The organism is Paenibacillus sp. FSL F4-0236, assembly GCF_038000135.1.
In the GTDB taxonomy this organism is placed as follows: domain Bacteria; phylum Bacillota; class Bacilli; order Paenibacillales; family Paenibacillaceae; genus Paenibacillus_AQ.
The window spans coordinates 3,222,053-3,243,115 of the sequence record NZ_JBBOBK010000001.1 but is presented as its reverse complement, the minus strand read 5'-3'; the positions used below and the strand labels follow the sequence as shown (position 1 = coordinate 3,243,115).

20 protein-coding genes are annotated in these 21,063 nt (G+C 43.3%); 17 read left to right on the top strand and 3 right to left on the bottom strand.

The window, feature by feature from the left end:
- Positions 1–124: 124 nt before the first annotated feature.
- The gene (gene helD, locus NSQ29_RS14775; RefSeq protein ID WP_341125443.1) at positions 125–2,476 is read left to right on the top strand and encodes an RNA polymerase recycling motor HelD; all 2,352 of its coding nucleotides are present in this window, start codon (positions 125–127) and stop codon (positions 2,474–2,476) included.
- Between the two features lie 134 nt (positions 2,477–2,610).
- Positions 2,611–3,924 (top strand): MFS transporter, encoded by a 1,314-nt coding sequence (locus tag NSQ29_RS14770; RefSeq protein WP_341125442.1) that lies wholly within the window; start codon positions 2,611–2,613, stop codon positions 3,922–3,924.
- Positions 3,925–3,979: 55 nt separating this feature from the next.
- Here the strand turns inward: NSQ29_RS14770 and fsa are convergent, their stop codons facing one another.
- Complete coding sequence (gene fsa / locus NSQ29_RS14765; RefSeq protein WP_042126959.1) at positions 3,980–4,627, bottom strand: fructose-6-phosphate aldolase; 648 nt, start codon at positions 4,625–4,627, stop codon at positions 3,980–3,982.
- Between the two features lie 235 nt (positions 4,628–4,862).
- On the opposite strand from fsa, the gene NSQ29_RS14760 reads away from it, so the two are divergent.
- The 8 genes from NSQ29_RS14760 to NSQ29_RS14725 all read left to right on the top strand — a co-directional run bounded on the left by NSQ29_RS14760 (position 4,863) and on the right by NSQ29_RS14725 (position 12,989).
- Complete coding sequence (locus tag NSQ29_RS14760) at positions 4,863–5,315, top strand: hypothetical protein (RefSeq protein ID WP_341125441.1); 453 nt, start codon at positions 4,863–4,865, stop codon at positions 5,313–5,315.
- A 6-nt stretch (positions 5,316–5,321) separates the two neighbouring features.
- Positions 5,322–5,876, top strand: coding sequence for a GNAT family N-acetyltransferase (locus NSQ29_RS14755; RefSeq protein WP_081382861.1), 555 nt, complete (start codon positions 5,322–5,324; stop codon positions 5,874–5,876).
- Positions 5,877–5,914: 38 nt separating this feature from the next.
- Positions 5,915–6,595, top strand: a complete 681-nt coding sequence (gene rpiA, locus NSQ29_RS14750) for a ribose-5-phosphate isomerase RpiA (RefSeq protein WP_341126771.1) — start codon at positions 5,915–5,917, stop codon at positions 6,593–6,595.
- Positions 6,592–7,071 carry a VanZ family protein gene (locus NSQ29_RS14745; RefSeq protein WP_339270705.1) on the top strand — a complete coding sequence of 160 codons (480 nt, stop codon included), beginning with the start codon at positions 6,592–6,594 and terminating at the stop codon, positions 7,069–7,071. Before rpiA ends, NSQ29_RS14745 begins: the two co-directional genes overlap by 4 nt.
- Before the next feature lie 3 nt (positions 7,072–7,074).
- A complete protein-coding gene (locus NSQ29_RS14740; protein WP_341054190.1) occupies positions 7,075–7,515 on the top strand; it encodes a GNAT family N-acetyltransferase in 441 nt (146 codons plus the stop codon).
- 173 nt (positions 7,516–7,688) lie between these two features.
- Positions 7,689–8,144, top strand: coding sequence for a MarR family winged helix-turn-helix transcriptional regulator (locus NSQ29_RS14735; RefSeq protein WP_076282879.1), 456 nt, complete (start codon positions 7,689–7,691; stop codon positions 8,142–8,144).
- Positions 8,141–11,302 carry an MMPL family transporter gene (locus NSQ29_RS14730; protein WP_341125440.1) on the top strand — a complete coding sequence of 1,054 codons (3,162 nt, stop codon included), beginning with the start codon at positions 8,141–8,143 and terminating at the stop codon, positions 11,300–11,302. The genes NSQ29_RS14735 and NSQ29_RS14730 overlap by 4 nt, the downstream gene beginning before the upstream one ends.
- Positions 11,303–11,600: 298 nt before the next feature.
- Positions 11,601–12,989 carry a lytic polysaccharide monooxygenase gene (locus NSQ29_RS14725; protein WP_341125439.1) on the top strand — a complete coding sequence of 463 codons (1,389 nt, stop codon included), beginning with the start codon at positions 11,601–11,603 and terminating at the stop codon, positions 12,987–12,989.
- Between the two features lie 96 nt (positions 12,990–13,085).
- Here NSQ29_RS14725 and NSQ29_RS14720 read toward each other — a convergent pair whose 3' ends face one another.
- Positions 13,086–13,757 carry a tetratricopeptide repeat protein gene (locus NSQ29_RS14720; RefSeq protein ID WP_341125438.1) on the bottom strand — a complete coding sequence of 224 codons (672 nt, stop codon included), beginning with the start codon at positions 13,755–13,757 and terminating at the stop codon, positions 13,086–13,088.
- Between the two features lie 192 nt (positions 13,758–13,949).
- Between NSQ29_RS14720 and NSQ29_RS14715 the strand changes: the two genes are divergently transcribed.
- The 3 genes from NSQ29_RS14715 (at position 13,950) to NSQ29_RS14705 (ending at position 16,527) form a co-directional block, all read left to right on the top strand.
- Positions 13,950–15,506 carry a stalk domain-containing protein gene (locus tag NSQ29_RS14715; RefSeq protein WP_341125437.1) on the top strand — a complete coding sequence of 519 codons (1,557 nt, stop codon included), beginning with the start codon at positions 13,950–13,952 and terminating at the stop codon, positions 15,504–15,506.
- A gap of 88 nt (positions 15,507–15,594) precedes the next feature.
- Positions 15,595–16,188 carry an LOG family protein gene (locus tag NSQ29_RS14710; RefSeq protein ID WP_076282875.1) on the top strand — a complete coding sequence of 198 codons (594 nt, stop codon included), beginning with the start codon at positions 15,595–15,597 and terminating at the stop codon, positions 16,186–16,188.
- 174 nt (positions 16,189–16,362) lie between these two features.
- Positions 16,363–16,527 (top strand): hypothetical protein, encoded by a 165-nt coding sequence (locus NSQ29_RS14705; RefSeq protein ID WP_179085705.1) that lies wholly within the window; start codon positions 16,363–16,365, stop codon positions 16,525–16,527.
- A 72-nt stretch (positions 16,528–16,599) separates the two neighbouring features.
- Here NSQ29_RS14705 and NSQ29_RS14700 read toward each other — a convergent pair whose 3' ends face one another.
- Positions 16,600–16,812, bottom strand: a complete 213-nt coding sequence (locus NSQ29_RS14700) for a hypothetical protein (protein WP_341125436.1) — start codon at positions 16,810–16,812, stop codon at positions 16,600–16,602.
- A gap of 182 nt (positions 16,813–16,994) precedes the next feature.
- Here NSQ29_RS14700 and NSQ29_RS14695 point away from each other — a divergent pair, with 182 nt between their 5' ends.
- The 4 genes from NSQ29_RS14695 (at position 16,995) to NSQ29_RS14680 (ending at position 21,033) form a co-directional block, all read left to right on the top strand.
- A complete protein-coding gene (locus NSQ29_RS14695; protein ID WP_341125435.1) occupies positions 16,995–17,588 on the top strand; it encodes a manganese efflux pump MntP in 594 nt (197 codons plus the stop codon).
- 119 nt (positions 17,589–17,707) lie between these two features.
- A complete protein-coding gene (locus NSQ29_RS14690) occupies positions 17,708–19,063 on the top strand; it encodes an ABC transporter substrate-binding protein (protein WP_341054210.1) in 1,356 nt (451 codons plus the stop codon).
- Between the two features lie 156 nt (positions 19,064–19,219).
- Positions 19,220–20,173, top strand: coding sequence for a carbohydrate ABC transporter permease (locus NSQ29_RS14685; protein ID WP_042187483.1), 954 nt, complete (start codon positions 19,220–19,222; stop codon positions 20,171–20,173).
- Positions 20,170–21,033 (top strand): carbohydrate ABC transporter permease, encoded by an 864-nt coding sequence (locus tag NSQ29_RS14680; RefSeq protein ID WP_094868591.1) that lies wholly within the window; start codon positions 20,170–20,172, stop codon positions 21,031–21,033. The genes NSQ29_RS14685 and NSQ29_RS14680 overlap by 4 nt, the downstream gene beginning before the upstream one ends.
- Positions 21,034–21,063: the final 30 nt, after the last annotated feature.

Genomic DNA, 21,063 nt, shown 5'->3' with positions numbered 1-21,063 from the left:
ATTATGTTCAGGGTGAAACTTATACTTCTTATTTTGTTAACAAGTCCGGTCCCTGAGGGGCCGGATTCATCTATTAAGAGTATCCTCACTTGAAATATCAACCTTCCAAAGGGGATGAAATGTAGTGGAGAATCATGAAATTGAATGGAAAGAGGAACAGCAGCGGGTTGACGGATTGACTAGGCTTTTGTCTGCCCATATCCGGCGATTATCTGAGGAGCTCGGACTCCATCGCAGTGATGTAGTGGATATGCGGAAAGACTTCTGGGAAGAGGTGACGGTAAACTTCAGTAGTCCAGATGATTTAGGGGAAACTTCAACAAGTCTGCGCCAACAATCCCAAATCTTGAATGAACGTGAACGCCATCATTTACAGTCGAGCAAGGCTCTAAAAAAATATAAAAAGCTACTCGTCTCTCCTTACTTTGGGCGTATTGACTTTACAGAAGCACCAAATGGAGAAACGGAAAAGATTTATCTGGGGATTGGATCCTTGATGGAGGATGATGGCACCTTCTTGATCTATGACTGGCGGGCGCCTATATCGAGCTTATATTATGACGGAGCTCCTGGCCCAACAGCTTATGAGACACCTGGTGGACTTGTTTCCGGTACAATGAATCTTAAACGTCAGTTTGTGATTTCTGATGGTGTTATTGAAGTTATGTTTGATACTGGGGTAACGATCGGCGACGAGCTTTTGCAGCAAGTGCTTAGCCATAGTGCCGATGATCGAATGAAGAGTATTGTAGCTACCATCCAGAAAGAGCAAAATGCGATTATCCGCAATGACAAAAGCCGAATGCTGGTCGTTCAGGGTGCCGCAGGAAGCGGGAAAACCTCTGCAGCATTGCAGCGGGTAGCTTATCTTTTGTATAAATACCGTGAAGTTCTGCAAGCAGACCAGATGTTGTTGTTCTCGCCGAACCCGCTGTTTAATAGCTATGTTTCAACTGTGCTCCCAGAGCTAGGTGAAGAAAATATGCAACAAACCACTTTTCAGATGTATCTTGAGCATCGTTTAGGACATGAATTCCAGCTGGAAGATGTCTTTAGTCAGACGGAAAACCTATTGAATGCCCCTGATGGCCCTGAAGTGGGTATACGCAGAGAAGGCATCGCTTATAAATCATCCGTACCTTTTCTCGATGTGATTCGTCGGTATGCTACGATGCTGGAACATGAGGGCATGCTGTTCAAGCCTTTAATGTTTCAAGGTAGAGCGGTAGTCAGTAAAGAAGAAATGGAACGTCATTTCTATGCCTATGATCCCGCCATTAAGCTTGCGAACCGTGTAGACTTAATGACACGCTGGTTACTGAAGAAGATCGCTGATTTTAGCCATGAGGAAAGAAATGCTTCATGGGTTGAAGATCAAATTGAGCTATTGGACTCCAGTGATTACCATCGTGCATATCAGATGTTACGACGTAAGAAGAAAGCTACACAGGATAGTTTTGATGATTTTGATACTGAAAAAGAAGTGTTATCCCGGTATGTAGTCAGCCAACGCTTAAAACCACTGCGCGGATGGACTAAACGAGGTCGTTTTGTGGATGTTAAGGGGTTGTACAGTACGCTGTTTACTGATCGTGAGCTTATGGAACGCCTAAATGGTGTTAATTCTCTGCCGGAAATCTGGGATGAGATCTGTGAACAAACACTAAAATCTATCGCAGTGAACGAGCTTGCCTACGAAGATGCTACACCATTCCTTTATTTGAAGGAGTTAAGCCAAGGCTTCCGTATCAATACGCTGATTCGTCATGTGATTGTGGATGAAGTACAAGACTACTCACCTTTCCAATTAGAGTTCATGCGTCGTTTGTTTCCAAGGGCGAAAATGACCGTATTGGGTGATTTGAATCAGGCGATCTATGCACAAGGTGAGGTGCTCGGTGATTTGTCTAGTTTGGTAAGCATTTATGGGGAAGAGAATACAGAAGTGATCTCGTTAACCCGAAGCTATCGCTCCACTTTTGAAATTGTAGAATTTACGCGTTCAATGATTCCTGGAGGGGAAAGAATTGTGCCGTTTAATCGACGAGGAGAAGAACCTCAGCTAAGTGTGGTGTCTAGCGAGGATGAGCTTCTGAATGCAGTTGAAATGGATATCCGGAATTTGCAATCCAAGGGGTATCATTATGTGGCTGTCATTTGTAAAACAGCAGAAGAAAGCGCAAGAGTTCATGATGAACTACATAGTAGGCTGCCAGTAAGGCTCGTTACGAAAGAAACGCCGAATTTCCAGAAGGGAACATTGGTGTTACCTGCTTACTTAGCTAAAGGCGTGGAGTTTGATGCTGTCATCATCTACGATGGTTCAGCTGAACGATATGGCAGAGAAAGTGAGCGTAAATTGTTTTATACAGCTTGCACTCGAGCGATGCACTTGCTGCATATTTTTAGCCTAGGAGAACCAAACCGGTTTCTTCCTTCTGTAAAAGCGAAGACCATGATTACAAATTCGCTGTAAAGCCCCATCTTCTGATCATAAGATCGTCCTTTCGCATTGGCGGGGGGACGGTCTTTTTATATGTATGAATAAAGAGGGATGAACAAACCACAATATAGAGAGTCGTCGCAAACAATGACAAAGGTGGTCAGTTCATGAAGGAAAGAAAATGGGATCTGCTTGCACTGGCATCCATTCCACTAATTATGACCCTCGGTAACTCCATGCTGCTCCCTATTTTGCCGCAGATTTCTAAAGAACTAGGCATTAGCTCTTTTCAGGTGAGTATGCTGATTACTGTTTATGGATTGATGGCTATCGTGATGATCCCAATTGCAGGGTACCTGTCTGATGCTTATGGACGTAAAAAGGTGATTCTTCCGAGTCTGATCATTGCTGCTATTGGTGGAGCTGTGTGCGTGGTGGCGGCTTGGGTTATGAAGGGCGTTAGCGCCTATTGGGTCATTCTGGCCGGACGTTTATTACAAGGGATAGGTGCGGCTGGTGCTTTTCCTATTGTGCTGCCCTTCGTTGGTGATTTATTCAAGGAAGAAGAGGATGTAAGCAAAAGTCTGGGAATTATTGAAACCTCTAATACCTTTGGTAAAGTGCTCAGTCCGATCCTTGGAGCTTATCTTGGAATATGGCTTTGGTTTGCACCTTTTATCGCTATTCCTGTTCTATGTTTAATTTCATTTGCTTTAGTTCTTTTTCTGGTTCGAAAGCCGGAAGCGAAGGAACAACCTGAGAAACAGGGTATAAGAGAATTTTTATCCGGAATTGTGAGCATTTTGCGTGAAAAGGGACGATGGTTGTATGCTATTTTTGCCATAGGCGGTATCTGTATGTTTGTAACCTTTGGCGTTCAATTCTATTTATCGGAAATGCTGGAATCTAAATTTAATATGCATGGGGCAAATAAGGGGTTTGTGCTGGCAATACCATTAGCCTTGTTATGTCTGTCTTCATATGGAACAGGAAAGATCATTGGTCAGAACAAAACGCTAATGAAATGGCTGGGCTTTGGAGGAATGGTGTTACTTACTGCAGCAATGATCTTTGCGGGGTTCAATAAAGGTATTTATTTCTTAGTCGGGTTTATGGGCTTAGGTTGTGTTGGAATCGGGATTGTGCTTCCTTGTATGGATGCTTTGATCACGGAGGGAATTGAGAAAGAAAATAGCGGCACGATAACCGCTCTCTATAGCAGTATGAGGTTTATAGGGGTAGCCGCAGGACCGCCAGTGGTATCGCTGCTGTTAAGCAGTGGTCATTGGGTATTATTCGCTTTGATGGCTACAGTCGGCGCAATTGGTGGATTGCTGACCTTATTTGCAGTAACGCCAAGCAAGGGGAGCAAGGGAGAATCTGACGTGAAAGAAACGGAGCAGGTAGATGCGCGACTCTTGTCAAAGCGTGTTCGTCAGACTTCTGCAAGGACTTTAGATGGAAAAAAGAGCTATCCTTAAGCTGCGTTGCCGTAGCTTGCGGGATAGCCCTTTGATAAAAGAATGAAAGACAATCTTATGCTTGTGGTACGGATTCCCAATCCTTCAGGAAGCGTTCGATACCGTTATCTGTCAGCGGATGCTTCCAGAGGGTAGGCAGGAGCGAACCTGGGATGGTAGCAATGTGAGCACCAGCAAGAGCGGCTTGCTCAACATGCGCAATGTTACGGATGGATGCTGCAATAATTTCGGAAGTCATACCGTAGTTAGTTAGGATGGTCTTCAGATCCTTGATCAGCTTCATTCCGTCAACACCGATATCATCCAGACGTCCTACGAAAGGAGAAATATAAGTTGCGCCTGCTTTTGCAGCCATTAAGCCTTGAGCCGCTGAGAAGACAAGCGTTACGTTAGTTTTGATACCTTTTTTTGTAAGCTCATAACAAGCTTCCAAGCCATCTTCAGTCATAGGGAGTTTAATGACAACGTTTGGAGCCCACTCAGCAATTTCGTATGCTTCTTTAAGCATTTCTTCTGCTGTAAGTCCGATTACTTCTGCACTTACTGGACCTGGAACGATTGCTACGATTTCTTTGATAACATCTTTAAACAATCTTCCTTCTTTAGCGATGAGCGACGGGTTAGTCGTTACGCCATCCACTAATCCGAGGCGAGTAATACGTTTGATCTCTTCAATATTTCCGGTGTCCAAGAAAAACTTCATTTTAAGTTTCCTCCCTTGATTTCCATATGGATTGACAAACAATATTCATATTTTCATTATGAGACATGTCAAACGAAGTTTCAACTGTTATTTTGAATATTTCAAAATAACTTTATAGATTGAATATCGCTTACACTTGTTATAGTGTTGATAATATAGGATTGGTCTATGCAGTTATCCATGATAATATATAATCGGTATTGTTATTATGGAGTATTGGGTGGGACGTGATGAAATGTACTCGATATTAGTTATTTTGCTTGTGCTCGTGTTGTCAGTTGCCGGATTCTTGGCCTACCAGAACAGCAAATTGGTATCTAATCAGAAAAAATTAGGGACTTTATCACGCAATCCTTCACTAATGTATTCTATCTTTGACCAATCTTGCGCAGCTAGTGTGGAAGACCCAGACGTAATTCCTTTAGTTCAATACACAGTTTTTGTGGAGTCCAGCGGGCAGGCAGTTGTGAATAAGCCTTTAGCAATCATTAATCTTTGTAGAGTAAGTGCGGGTAGAGGAAATCTAGTTATCGCTGATGTCGAACGCAGTGTGCTGGAGCACATTAAATTGGCAGCCCCCTCAGATGCTTTCATTGAGCATAAAGCTTACTTACATAGGGCTGCTAACCACGCTGAAAAAGAGATGATCCTAAACTTAGAGGATGTAGTGAAATTACAATATACATAAGACAGAATGAAGAATATTGATTTTTTTGGCTGCAAGAAGGATAATACGAATTTGGATACAAGAAAAGAGGGAAATAGAGTGTCGCCCGTAACAGAAGTGAATTTTGAAGTAGTTGATCCAGAGAACGCTGATTTAAGAGAACTTATTACGTTTCTGGATGAGGAACTGAAGATGCGTTATCCGCATGAGACGATCTATGTTGTTGATTTCGAGGATCCCAAAGTAAAAGAAATGACTTTCGTAGTAGCCTACTTAAACGGAAAACCAGTGGGCTGTGGTGGGCTTCGTCCACTGGATTATATCGGAATAGAGATCGCAACGATGGAGTTGAAGCGCTTTTATGTAGATTCTAGTTATCGTAAAATGGGCATAGCTACAAATATGCTGTTATTCCTTGAAGAACAAGCATTAGCGGCGGGGTTTAAGGAGATCCGATTGGAGACCGGAATTAAGCAGCCAGAAGCGATTGCGCTTTACGTCAAGCATGGCTACCAACCGATTGATTTATTTGGACCCTACATAGGTGATCCGGATAGTCTCTGTTACGGCAAAATACTATAAAACTTTATAATGGATAACATGGGGGTATTAAAATGAGTATCAACGTTAAACAACTAGCAGCTGAAAAAGCAGTGGGATATGTAGAAGATGGAATGAAGGTAGGTCTGGGTACGGGATCAACTGCCTACTGGGCAATCCGCAAGCTCGGTGAACGCGTCAGTGAAGGCTTGAAAATTACCGCAGTAGCTACTTCACGCGCTTCCGAAGAGCAAGCACGAGAGCTGGGAATTCCACTGGTAGCTTTTGGTGATATTGATAGTCTGGACTTAACCATTGACGGAGCGGACGAGCTAGACAGCAGTCTGCAACTAATTAAAGGCGGCGGCGGCGCTTTGCTTCGTGAGAAGATTGTAGCTAGTAATAGTACCCGAATGATTGTGATTGCCGATGAAGGTAAAGTTGTAAACACGCTAGGCAAATTTCCGTTGCCGGTGGAAATCGTTCCTTTCGCCTGGGAATGGACTGTGGCAGAGCTTGCCAAACTGGGTTGCCAACCTGAATTGCGTCGCAGCGGAGAAGAGTTGTATAAGACGGATAATGGCAATTACATTGCGGACTGCCGATTTGAAGCGATAGAAGCTGCACCGAAGCTAGCACTGACTATCCAAAACATCCCGGGTGTTGTAGATCACGGCCTATTTATTGGAATTGCAGCGATGGCGATCGTAGGTAAACTTGATGGAACTATCGAAATTATTGAAGCTCAACCTAAGAATTGATTAACCGCAGACATAAAGAAACTTACCGTTCATGGCCGCTAAAAGGATTGACACGGGTAGTGCTAACTCTGTATAGTGCTACTGTTATCTATTGGATGTTTATCGGATTTGGACGTGAGGTACATACCGGAGGTCCTCTTCAGTATAATCTGGTTCCATTTCGCACGGTGTCACTTTATTTCAACTTGGATAACGGTTTATCACTTATCAATCGGCTAGTAAATCTGCTAGGAAATGTTGTAGTTTTTATTCCATTTGGTTTTCTTTCGCCATTAGTAAAGATACGTCCTGTTTCTTGGCTTAGAATCTCGCTATATGCTGTCCCTTGTATTCTGCTTTTGGAGTGCTTGCAAATGCTGCTGCATGTGGGAAGCTTCGATATTGATGATTTACTATTAAACATGCTGGGTGTGTGGACAGGCTACGGATTGTTTCGAGTGATTAGCTGTAAAAGGAACAAAGAAGGAGAAATGTGAAGAATGTTGATTGATCTTAAACCCCTCATTGGTACATCTGAGGTGAATGAGCTGCTGACCTATGCGGTCATAGATGATCCGAATGCTCTACAGCAGACTTCGTCTGAGTATAGCGAACAAGCCGGGCTAAAGTTATATGGCTGGGAAGAGGAAGAATTACTGCTTGGTCTTGTAGGCTTTGAAGAAACAGAAGATGGTTCCTTGGATATTCGGCATATTGCTGTATTGCCAGAGAACAGAGGAAAAGGTTATGCACGAGGGATGATTCTGGAGCTGCTTACTACGCGTCAGCCGCGTTATCTGGTAGCTGAAACAGAGGATGAGATTGCTGCAGATTTCTACCGTAGTCTTGGGTTCATGGTGTACAGCCTCGGCGAAAATGCAGCAGGCATTGAAACGCTGAGATGTGTTTATGAAGTAGAAGAGATCGAGGATGAGGAATAAACAATTTTTAGAAGACATACAATGGCAGGTCGAGATGAAATCTCGGCCTGTTTTTTTGTTGAGTCACCTTAAATTGTTCCTTAGAATTGTAAAGTTGACTTTTGAAATAAATGGGATTATAGTTTGACAATGAAACTGTTCTACAGTTGAACTATATTTGGAGGTAGGAAGCTTTGGAAGATGAAGTTCAGCATTGGATTAACCGTTATATGGATGCTTATATGATGGTGACTAGACAAGTAGCCGCAAGAATTAAAGATAGCATTGCTGCAGATACAACGAATGATCAGTATCAAATTCTGCGTCTGATTAATGCTCAGGAACAATGTACCTCTACATATCTAGCAGAAACTTTTTGCGTGGGTAAAAGCTCCATTACAGCAATAATCAACAGACTGGTGCAAGCGGGCATTATTGAGCGCACTCGTGACGAGAATGATCGTCGTCAGGTGTATTTATCGATGTCAGAGCATGGTAAAAGAGTATTTGAAGCAGCTGAGTCGCAAGTACATGAAGTAGTGGCCCCGTATTTGTTTCATTTTGAAAAGAAGGATATTGAGACGTTCATCATGATGTTTGAGAAACTGGCAAGTCTAATTCAGAATGATAATGGAGGGAAGAGCCAATGAAGACGATTCTAAAAGCAAGATGGGCGGTTATCGCAATCTGGCTCGCTGTAGCGGTGGTGCTAGTGATGACGGCCCCGTCTTTCTCTGATCTTGTCCGTGAGAAGGGGCAGGTTACGGTTCCAGAGGGATACCCTTCATCTAGAGCAGCAGAAATCATGAAGGAAGCGTCAAGTGACAAGGGAGGCGAATCACTCCATCAAGTAGCCCTTGTGTTCAATAACCCGAAGGGAATCGGAGCGGAAGAAACAGCAAGTATTCAACAAGGCGTTGAGAAGCTGGCTGCGAATAAGGAAGCTCTGCAGTTAGATTCCATCACCGATCCTTTTTCACAAAGTGAGCTTAAAGATACACTGATTGCCAAAGATGGCAAGACTATTATGGTGGCGTTGTCCGTAAAAGGTGAAGGAGAGGCTGTTACTGCGCTGCCAGATAAAGTGGATGAGATGCTCTCAGGTGTTAAAGCAGATCATTATTTGACCAGTGAAGGTCTGATTACAGAGGATATGATTGCAAGCTCAGAAGCAGGGCTAAAGAAGTCGGAGTATATTACAGTTGTCTTTATCCTACTTATTCTATTCGTTGTGTTTCGTTCGTTCGTAGCGCCTTTTGTACCGCTGCTGACCGTGGGTATCAGCTATATTGTATCCCAATCTGTCGTGGCTTTTTTGGTGGATCGTTATGATTTTCCTTTATCAACGTTTACTCAAATCTTTATGGTTGCGGTCATGTTCGGGATCGGTACGGATTATTGTATTCTGCTGATCAGTCGCTTTAAAGAAGAATTGATGACCGCAGAAGATACTAAAAGTGCAATCATTGCAACTTATCGAAAAGCTGGAGGAACGGTGTTCTATTCGGGCTTAGCGGTATTTGTAGGTTTTGTAGCGATTGGGTTATCGAAATTTATCCTTTATCGTTCAGCAGTAGCTGTTGCAGTTGGTATTGCAGTTATGCTATTGGCACTTGTGACGATTGTTCCATTCTTTATGGCTGTTCTAGGCAAAAAGCTATTCTGGCCCTCCCGTGGCAAGCTGGAGCATAGTGAGAGCCGTATTTGGGGATGGGCAGGTTCTTTTTCTTTAAAAAGACCGTGGGCCGCACTTCTAATCGTTGCAGTAATCGTATCCCCATTTCTAGTTACCTATAGCGGTAAGCTGTCCTTTAACAGCTTGGAGGAAATTGGCTCGGAATATGCTTCGGTAAAAGGTTTTAATATTATTTCGGAGAGCTTCGGACCAGGTGAATCGATGCCTGGCAAGGTCGTTATCAAGAATGATGATCGTATGGACAATTCAGAATATCTGGGACTTGCGGAGAAAATTAGCCGCGAGCTGGAAAAAGTGGATAGTGTAAAATCTGTTCGGAGCATGTCACGTCCAACAGGTGAGCTGATTAGTGATTTCTTGATTCCGAATCAGGTCGGTACACTTTCTGATGGACTGGACCAGAGTAACGAAGGTCTGACCAAGATTCAGACCGGCTTGTCTGAAGCTAGTAAACAGCTTAGCGATAATGCTCCTAAACTTACAGAAGCTGTTGCAGGGAGTGCTAAGCTGACAGAGGGCACAGCGGATCTCAAAGACGGAATTGTTGCTTTAGGCGCCGGGCTCACCCAGATTGAGAGCGGGATTAAGAGTGGCTCAGCGGGTGCAGGAGAGATCAAATCCGGTCTTCAGCAGGCAGCAACAAGTGCTAAACAGTTAGCAGATGCTAATGCGAAGTTACTTGAGGGCTATAAAAAAATCGGTGGAGGCTTAACCCAGCTGGATGAAGGACTCGGGCAGCTTCCGAAGCAGCTACAAGGTGTTGCAGAGGCATTAAAAGGACTGGACGGTTCCTTCGCTGGCCTAGAGAGCAGTTATCCGGAAATTGTTCAGGATGTAAATTATTTGACGATCAAAGGTACAGTAGCACAAAGTGGTACGGGTGCAGCGCAGCTAGCAGCCGGTCTTGGTCAGGTTTCAGAACAGCTTAAAGGTGCAGCTACTGGCTTAAATGAAGCGAATGCCGGTTATGCCAAAGCTGCGGCTGGGCAAACCGCGCTCGCGCAAGGTTTAGCTAAGCTTGTAGCTGGAATCGGTCAACTGCAATCTGGACTCGATCAGGCGGCAGCAGGTCAAGGACAGATCGTAGAAAAGATTCCATCTATCACAAGTGGTCTTGATCAATTGCAAGGCGGACAGAAGCAGCTTGCAGATGGTTTTGGTGAATTGACAGGTCAGATTGGAGCCTTAACCACTGGACTAAGCGATAGTGCTGATGGATTGAAGCAAATTACAAGCGGTCTGGGCTCGGCACAAGAATACTTGAATCAGATTCAAGCGGCTAAGGATGAAGAGCTGAGCGGATTCTTCGTACCGGCTGAGGCACTTAAAGCTGAAGGTATAAAGCAGGTATTTGACACGTACTTATCTGATGACCGTAAGGTGATGACATTGGACGTGGTATTCACCGAGAATCCTTACAGCTCAGAGGCTATAGATAGTGTGGGTGATATTCAAGCAGCAGTAGATCGTGCAGTTAAAGGTACGAAGCTTGAAAATGCTGAAACAGCTATTAGCGGGGTTACAAGTAGTCAAAGCGATTTGCGGAATATTTCCAATGAAGACTATACGCGTACAGTAATCTTGATGCTGAGCGGTATTTTCATCATATTAGTGTTGCTGCTTCGCTCAATCGTAATGCCGATTTACCTTATCATTTCACTTTTGATCACTTACTTTTCAGCGTTGGGCGTTACAGAGGCTATTTTCGTTAATCTTCTGCACTATGAAGGGATTACCTGGACGACGCCATTCTTTAGTTTTGTTATGCTGATTGCACTAGGTGTGGATTATAGCATTTTCTTAATGGCCCGGTTTAACGAAAATAAAACATGGGACGTAAAAGAAGCGATTCTACACGCTATGCGCAATATGGGTACAGTTATCCTTTCAGCTGTAGTTATTCTGGGTGGTACCTTCGCTTCGATGTATCCTTCTGGGGTATTGTCGATGATGCAGATTGCTACAGTGGTGCTCGTAGGATTGGCCTTGTATGCTCTAATCTTCCTGCCGTTCTTTGTCCCTGTAATGGTACGGATCTTCGGCCGAGGAAATTGGTGGCCATTTTCGGTTAAACAGAGCGGAGAAGCTAACAAGCAGGATTTAAATATGTAAATGGGACTATACCCCATTTATGAATCAGAAGTCATAACAAGTTGTTTTTTTGCAGCCAGCCACCGATATATTTATCGGTGGCTGGCTTTTTATTTGAGTAGAATGAATCGTTTCGATGGGGCATTATTAGCGGGGAGAACTACTAATCCGTTCAATTGTCATGGGTCTTTTATCCATTGACTTCTGGTTCTTTAGGTTATTGTTATTATGTTTTTAGAAAATTATAATAACACTGGATTCGTTTTCAAAGTCTCCAAATTACAACTAGAAAGCGAGATGATGAATGATGAAAGTAAGCATGAAGAACAGCAGTATCGCAAAGAAGGTTGCTCCATTTGTTATTACAGCGGGGGTTATTACCGGAGTAGGACTTATCGATACCGATAAAGCGCTAGGACACGGTTATGTATCCGAACCAGCAAGTCGTGCGAAGCTTGGTGCAGCGAATAATGTGGGTTCTGTTCAATATGAGCCTCAGAGTCTAGAGGCACCAAAGGGTTTCCCATTGGCGGGTCCTGCGGACGGGAAGATTGCATCTGCGGGTGGCATGTTCGGAGGAATTCTGGATCAACAATCAAGTGATCGCTGGATTAAGCACGATATGGTTGGCGGAGTCAATGACATCACTTGGTATCATACAGCACAACATAGAACAACAAAATGGCATTACTATATTACGAAAAAAGGTTGGAATCCTAATACGCCAATTAAACGTTCCGATTTAGAGCTTATTGGAACTTTTGAAAATGGCGGTAAACAGCCTGAGCGTTCTGTGACGCACAAAGTAAATGTCCCAACTGACCGCAGTGGATACCATGTTATTTTGGCGGTGTGGGATATTGATGATACAGCGAATGCCTTCTACCAAGTCATTGATGTGAATCTAAAGAACGGTGAATCAGGACCTGGGGTACAACCAGACACGGAGAAGCCGTCAACAGTAACGGGGTTACACACGATGAGTGTAGAATCGAGCAGTGTAGATCTTATGTGGAATGCCGCAACAGATAACGTAGGCGTAGATCATTACATGATTTATCGCGGGGATAGCGTCGGTATAGCGAAACAAATCGGAACATCCTCAACAACGAGCTTTAAAGACATTACTGTAGAAGCAGGTGAAATTTATACATATTATATTGTTGCAGTGGATCGTGCAGGAAACACGTCAGGCTCAAGTAATATTATTGTTGTTAGCACACCAAACCCGGAAGTGGTTATACCTCCAGTGGAAACACCAGATACTGTAAAGCCTTCGATGGTTGAGGGGCTGCATACCATGTCAGTGAAGCACAATAGTGTTAATCTGATGTGGAACGCCGCCCAAGATAATGTAGGTGTTGATCATTATGTTGTGTATCGAGAGGGTGTTGAATTGACCCAAACTAAGGGAACTTCCTTTACGGATTTAACGGTGCAAGCTTCCACTACGTACAATTATCATGTGAGAGCTGTAGACGCTGCTGGTAATATTTCAGACAAGAGCTCTTTGTATACAGTCACAACCCTTGTGAAACCCGTATTACCAGATGTAGCAGCTTGGAATGCAACCGGGTTGTACATTGTAGGAACAAAAGTTGAATACAAGGGTAACGTTTATGAAGCTCGAGTGACATTTAGAAGTTTCGGTGATACCAACTGGAATCCGGAGTCGGCATTATCGCTTTGGAAATTAGTGACGAACTAATAACATCGTTTACCCCCCAATTTATTATAAAAAAACGGAGATCATTTCTGATAATCAGAAGTGATCTCCGTTTTTTGGGTTAAGGAGTCGTCAAGTTTATTTCATCTTGGCGAAAAAGCTGCGCAACGCCCAACCGCGCTCCTGCCGTTTTTTATATTTAGGCAGTGAACGATAAACAGCGGTGGATTCTTCGAAAGCTCGTTTCGCATCCTCTGATCTGCCAAGCGCTTTATACATCGAGCCAGCCAGATAATACGCCTCAGAAGAAGAAGACTGGATTTCTTGATACTGAGTAACGTAATGTAATGCTTTATCATGATTCGTATGGCGGAAAGTTTCCGCTAACCAAAGATATGGCTGTCCATATCGAGCCTTACGGTTGATTTCCAGACCACGAAGCATTTGTGCTTCGCCTTCCTCCAAAGCGCCTAGCTTAAGATTCACATGTCCGAGTTCTACCCAATATTCAGCAGATTGTTCATAACGGTCCTCGATTTGCAGTAGGAGATCCTTCGCTTCCCTGTATTTATTACGTTCTGCCAAACTCCGCGCTAAATCAAATTTGGATGAAACATCATTAGGATTTAAAGAAATGGTTGTACGTAACTTGGAAATTTGACGCATTCTTTTGAAGGGCTTTGTAATGCTGGGGAAGATGCCCACATATCGCCGATCCAAGAAATACAAGATAAGAAGCAGGATGAATATAGCCAGAAAAGGGTTGCCCACTAATCTGAAGAGCAGTAAAACACCTATAAATTTAAGCATAACTTCCCTCCATAATCATTTGGTTCCGGTATTGCGATTGAAAAGAGTAGATCCAAGGCAGCGTAATTATAACATAATTCAAAGCAATCTGAATCCCGGGATTTAAAAATTATACAACTTTGAGCAGCTTAATAGCGTCTTAGTGTAAGATGAATAATAATTACAATAATATCATAAGAAGGGAAAAACAAGATGAACTTATTAGCAAGGAAGTTACAGCTGTTTAGTTTGGTTGTTTGTTCTACTTTTATGGCTGTTACGTCAGTCCCACAAGTGATAAGCGCGGATCCCTCATCCGCGAAGCTGAGTGGAATTAAGGAGATTGTTGCCACTTCTGGATTTTGGGGAGGGAGCTCCTTCGCACTGGGGACTGACGGAACCGTATGGTCTTGGGGGAGCAATGTTTTTGGACAATTTGCAAATGGAACTGCAGGTCCTGAAGGGTGGACGATTACTCCCCATAGCATAGCAGCGCTTGATCGTACGAAGCAGTTAGAGATCGGTGGAATTTATTATGTTGCGCTGAACGAAGACGGGACGGTTAAAGCTTGGGGAGATTACCGGGATAAGAATGCTATAGAAGCAGGCAATGGGGTAAGCGCTAAACAGCACAAGGTGCTGCTTCCTCAGGTTATCTCTGGGATGACCGATGTAGTCAGTATAGCTTCAGGCATGCACAATACCTTAGCTTTGAGAAAGGATGGAAGCGTACTCCAGTGGAATCCTCCAGAAATCACTGATGTAGGTTTTACAGTGTTGCCTGCTGCTACCAAGGTTCAGGGTTTAAGTGAGGTAATGTGGGTCGGTAACAGTGACTATCAGGCCGCAATTCGCACCAACGGTACTCTTTGGATTTGGAGCGCTAACCCGCAAATAGAGAATACAAAAGCGGTGAAGAAGCCGACCCCAGTCAAGGATTTATATCATGTGAAGTCCGTTTCTATGAACTGGAGGAGTATACTGGCGTTAACTGAGAATGGAAGTGTCTGGGCAACGGTTGACAGCAATAATTATAACGAAATCATGATGAAGAAGATGCCAGGTCTTACGGATATTGTATCTGTTCAGACGAAAAATGGGTTCAATCTTGTTGCCAATAAAAAAGGAGAATACTGGGTATGGAAAGCTGGCACTTTATTGCAAGGTCTGCAAAAGATCACAGTCATAAAGCCGATCTCCAAACTTACGCTGGATTTAGGTGGCTTTGTAGCTGTTAAAAAAGATGGCACCGTGTGGACTTGGAGTACCCAATCATCAACCGACAGTAAATGGGTCTTTACTAAACCTAAACAAATCAAAGGCTTGAGCAATCCGATTTCTTTTGCCACGGGGGAAAATAGTAAATATGCAGTTTTGAAGGATGGAACAGCAGTAGCTTGGGGGACGAATATGTTTGGTCAACTTGGAATCAGTGCGCTTGATTCACGTCCTTTTACTGTTTCTCCTATCTTGAAGCCTGTTACTGTAATCGTGGATGGGAAGAAGATCGACTCCGCACAGTCTGCTATATTCTTGGATGGAAGTGTAAGAGTACCGATCAGGGAAGTGGCGGAAAATCTGGGCTACACCTTCTCATGGGACGGAGATATGACGCTCTCGAAAGAAGGCAAGAAAATCATCTTTAAAGAGGGAGCCATTAAAGTAAGTTATGCATCACTTGTTCCAGCGGCAGCTTTGGCTAAGGCACTAGGTGTTACTGCAGAGTGGAATAGTAAACTGTACCAATTAACGATACAAACAAAAAGATGACTTTCATTTAACACTTATTTTAATATTCTGATGTACAATAAGTGAATTATCTCAATTGAACCATAATAACCAGTCTGGAGTGATAGGTATGGCTTTTACAATATGTGTGTTCGCCGGTTCGAATCCAGGTCTTAATTCAGAATATACAGAAATGGCTAGAGAGTTGGGTTATCATATAGCTGCACAAGGTTGTAGGCTGGTTTATGGAGGTTCAAGAAATGGCCTGATGGGACAGGTGGCAGACGGAGTGTTGGCAAATGGTGGTGAAGTCGTCGGTATCATGCCAGTGGATCTTTTTAAAGATGAAATCAGGCATTCTGGGCTAACGAATCTGATTGAGGTCTCTAGTATGCATGAACGAAAGGCCGTTATGAGCGGTATGGCTGATGCGTTTATTGCCCTGCCGGGTGGTCTCGGAACCTTTGATGAGTTATTTGAAATTCTATGCTGGATGCAGATTGGGATTCATCAGAAGCCTATAGGGCTGCTGAATATAAGAGGTTATTTTAATCCACTGTTAGCCATGATCACTCACAGTGTAAGTGAAGGGTTTGCTCCAAAAAATGCGTTGAAAATGTTAGATATGAACTCTGATCCCGAATATTTGCTTGAACTGATGAGAGGTCAAGTTGATCATAGTAATAAAGGTTTTGGGAACGCTAGATTTCCATCACAGCGTTGAGAAAATGAGCAGAAATTAAACAACCTCCAGCTGTTTTTACAGCTTGGAGGTTGTTTTCATATGAACATGTGATAAACTTGTTTCGGTCTATATGTTGCTGGGTAAGTAACTTTTAAGTAGTAGTGGTTGCTCGCCGTATTTCAGGAAATGATTACCTAAGGAGGTTAGAATTCAATGAATGTGATGGTACATAATCTTATGGCTTACAATCATCAGTTTTTTAGACCTCAGCCCGTGGTCAATCCTAAACAAGAGAGAGCTAATAAGAAGAAGCAGAGTTTTCAGGAAGTCTTGAATGAAAAAATGAAAGTGTATGGCACATACAAAAATATTAAGTAAGAGCTACTACATATGTCTGCTGAAAAAAGCCGGAACGCATTGATCCCAAGGGTCAGTGTGTTCCGGCTTTTTTTAGGGTCTAACCTCATAAAATTGGCAACTCTTACGAGCGAAATAAGTCAGATCGCTAACCCTCGACTGAATAACTACATCAGAATCGGTGAAGCGGACAACAGTGGCCCCTGAATTCACCAAATGATCGTCCTGAAATACACGAACAGGTAGTTTGCGGTCAACGGCTTCTTGGAAATCGCTGTCTGTTAGCAGCGGGCGGTTAATTGGCATAAGTATTTAACTCCTTTTGATCATTTAATGAAGTTAGAAATAAAAATAGTATACCTGTGGAAGCATGAGAAATCCAATATAAATGAAGCTGACGAACATTCTATGAGCAGCACATTTGGACAAAATTCTATACGCCCATCTCAGACATAACATAGTTATGAATGTATTAAGGGGGTCTAGATATGCATTGGCTTTCCATCATCATTATTGGGTTGGCTTCAAATTTGGATAACTTAGGAATAGGCGTTTCCTTTGGCGCTAGGTCCACAAGGATTACAACATTTTCTAATCTGATTATTGCTGTTCTGTCGATGCTGGCTACATATATCTCAATAACTTCAGGTGAGTATGTGTCAGAATATTTTTCTGAAGCGAATGGAAATGCCATTGGAGGGTGCTTGATTCTGTTTATGGGAATCTGGAGTATTAGAGCTGTGCATAAAAAACCAACTTCAAATGTAAGCATGGATATAGAGAGCAACGTCCTCAGCACATCTTCTACAGATACTGGCTATCGTCATGTTTTAAAATGGCAAGAATCGATTTGGCTTGGTGTGGCGTTGGCTATAAACTGCATTGCTACAGGCTTTGGAGCAGGGATCAGCGGCGTGAACGCAACATTCACAGCGATCTCAGTGGGTGCCTTTTCGTTTATCACTGTTGCTGCCGGAATGAAAATCGGGAATCGAATGTCCAAAACCTGGCTAGGCAAACATTCTGATCTTATCGGTGGATTGTTATTAGTAGGCATAGGTCTGTATGAAATATTGATTTAAGCTGATCTTGAGTTCGTAATTATTTCCACCATAAATCGGAAGTTTGCCTCCTCAAAAAAAGAATATAAACCCTGTACACTAAATCTTGTAAGAGAAACCTTTGAAAGGGGTACAGGGGAATGAATAAAGTAAAACACTTGGCGCTTTCGTTAGTCGCTATCATGCTTGTAGGTTCACTGGCAGCATGCGGAGGCAACAACGCCGAGAATAATGCATCGAGTAAAAATACAGGTAACAACGCAGCAAGCACAAGTGAACCTACAAAAGACGAGGGTACTGAGCCTGCTGAGAAAATCGAACTTTCTTTCTGGACACTCGGTAACGTGAACTACGAGGATCTAGCGAAAGAGTACACGAAGGAACATCCAAACGTTACGATCAAGGTTCAAAATACCGGTGACCAAACGGCTCACCATAATAATTTGACCACTGCTTTATCGGCGGGGTCGGGCGCACCAGATATTTTCCAACTTGAAATCGGTTTCATGGAGCGTTTTATCAATGCACAGGATAAATTCTATAACCTGAATGATCTCGGAGCCAAAGATATTCAAGCGAACTATCTGGATTGGAAATGGAAACAAGCCTCTTCCGTAGATGGAAGCTTCCAGCTGGGTCTTCCTACAGATATCGGTCCAACGGTTGTGTATTACAGAACAGATTTGGCTGAAGAAGCGGGATTGCCAAGTGACTCCGAGGGATTCGGCGCAGCGATTGATACTTGGGACAAGTTCGCAGCTGTAGCCAAAGCTTTCAAGGAAAAGACAGGCAAACCTTTTGTAGACCTTACTGATCTTACATTTAACGCATTACGTGACCAATCTGCGGATGAAATCTATTTCAGCAAAGCGGATGGCAGCTTTATCGGAGACACCAATCCGCAAGTTCGCAAAGCTTATGATTTCACAGTTAAAGGTATCCAAGAAGGCTGGATCAGCAATGTGATGCTCTGGTCTCCCGAATGGGGCCAAGGCATGAACGACGGATCATTTGCAGTGGTTATGGGACCTGCTTGGATGGCAGGGAATGTTAAGAGTAATGCTCCAGACTCCACTGGCAAATGGAAAATCGCGCAGCTTCCAGAAGGTGCTGGTAACTGGGGTGGTTCGTTCCTGACACTCCCTAAAGAAGGTAAGCATTCCAAAGAAGCTTATGACTTTATCGCATGGATGGATAACAAGGATAATCAACTGGAATCATTCAAAACAAAAGGTTTGATGCCTTCCATTCCAGCACTGTACGAAGATCCGGCATTCGTAGATTTCAAAGATGAATTCTTCGGTGGACAACAAACAGCTGTTGAATTTGGTAAAGCTGCTAATCGTGTAAAACCTGTATACTACGGTCCTCTTCATGACCAAACCGATACCTTCTTCAAAAATGCACTGAAAAATGTGCTGGAGAAAAAGGCTGATCCGGCTAAAGAGTGGGATGAAGCTGTAAAACAAGCGAAAACACTGGCTGAACGCAGTTAAGACTTCTAATAAAAGCACTCTATTTCTAGAAGGTCCGGATTCATGGAGAACGGTATTCTCTATGAATTCGGATTTATCTCGCATAAACGCTTAGCGTCCTTATAGAGACGCGGAAGACGTTTTTGCTTAATACGTTAGATTACCTGGAGGTGTGACATGGCTGAGCCTGTTATTTCGAGTCCGCATGCCGAGAGCAAGCGCCCGTTTTTAACTGAACAAAGAAGGAGCCGCATCACCGCTTATACTTTCATTTCTCCTTTTTTTATTCTGTTCTCGATATTTGGACTATATCCGATCTTCTTTACGATCTACCTCTCATTCTTTAAATGGGATGCCTTGAATCCTATGAAATTCGTAGGAATGAAAAATTATGAATTGGTCACAAGCGACCCTACCTTTTGGATTTCTTTTAGCAACACCTTAATTATGGGACTGCTCGGAACTGTTCCACAGATCCTATTGGCGCTTTTGATTGCCGTATTGTTGAATTCGGGGATGACTCGTTTCAAGAAAACGTTCCGTGTTCTCTTTTTCATGCCCAATATTACGTCTATCGTTGCGGTTACCCTGGTGTTTAGTACGCTGTTTGGGAACAACGGGATGATCAACTGGATGCTCAGTGGTTTAGGGCTAGATAGTGTGGCCTTCAACTCTGGCTGGTGGGGGGTCAAAATCGCGATCTCAACCATGGTGATGTGGCGCTGGACAGGGTATAATGCCATTATTTTTCTATCAGGACTTCAAAGTATTCCGACGGATTTGTATGAAGCAGCCCGTATTGATGGAGCGAACAGAAGGCAACAATTAACCTTCATTACATTGCCATTACTGAAACCGTTCATCGTATTTGTCACTTTGCTATCGACTATAGGCGCCCTGCAGCTGTTCACTGAGCCTTATGTATTCTTAGGACAATCAGGAACGGGATCTACACGCCAGGAAGGCATCACTATGGTTACCTATTTGTACAGCGAGGCATTCCGCAATGGATTTTTCGGTACAGCGGCGGCTACGGCAGTCCTGCTGTTTGTGGTCACGATTATATTTTCTGTCCTTAATATGCTGGTTTCAAGCCGCATGGGTGGAGATACAGGAGGGGGTAAAGCGTGAGTACTGTGCGTCTATTAAAAAAAGATCCGGATGATCTTGGGATTTTCGGCAAAGTAGGATTTTATCTCATTCTGATTCTTGGTGCACTCGTGTCCATCTTTCCTTTTTACTGGATGTTTGTAGTTGGCACAAATGATAGGGGCGCAGTATTCCATGTCCCCCCTTTGCTTACGGTTGGGAACCAGTTTTTTGATAATTTCCAGCGGGTTCTGGATAAAACGGATTTCTTCCAAGCCCTTGGAAACTCATTATTCGTCTCGTCTATGGTAACCATATCGGTCGTATTTTTCTGTACACTGGCTGGTTATGCTTTTGCTAAATATGAATTCCCGTTTAAAAATATTCTATTTTACTTTGTTATTGCCACTCTATTTGTACCCCAGCAGCTTGGTGTGTTACCTACTTATGTAATTATGGCCAAGCTCCACTGGATCGACTCTTTCAAGGCGCTGATTGTTCCTGCAATGGTTAATGCCTTTGGGATCTTTTGGATGCGGCAGTATATCTCTACAGCTGTACATACGGAACTGATCGAAGCTGGACGGATTGATGGCGGAGGACATTTCCGGATCTTCTGGAACATCGCCATTCCAGTTATCACTCCAGCTATGGCAACTCTAGGCATACTGAATTTTATGACCGTATGGAATGACTTCTTCTGGCCTTTGGTCGTGTTAAAGAACCAAGAACATTTTACAATACAAATCGCGCTCCAGCAGTTATTCTCCAATCGCGACGGTCTGGATTATGGAATGATCATGTCAGCTACGTTTACGGCGACCTTGCCACTGCTGATCGTCTTCCTGTTATTTAGTCGTTGGGTAATTGCAGGACTAACCTCAGGAGCTATTAAGAGCTGATTTTACTTTTAACATTTACAAGGGAATGGG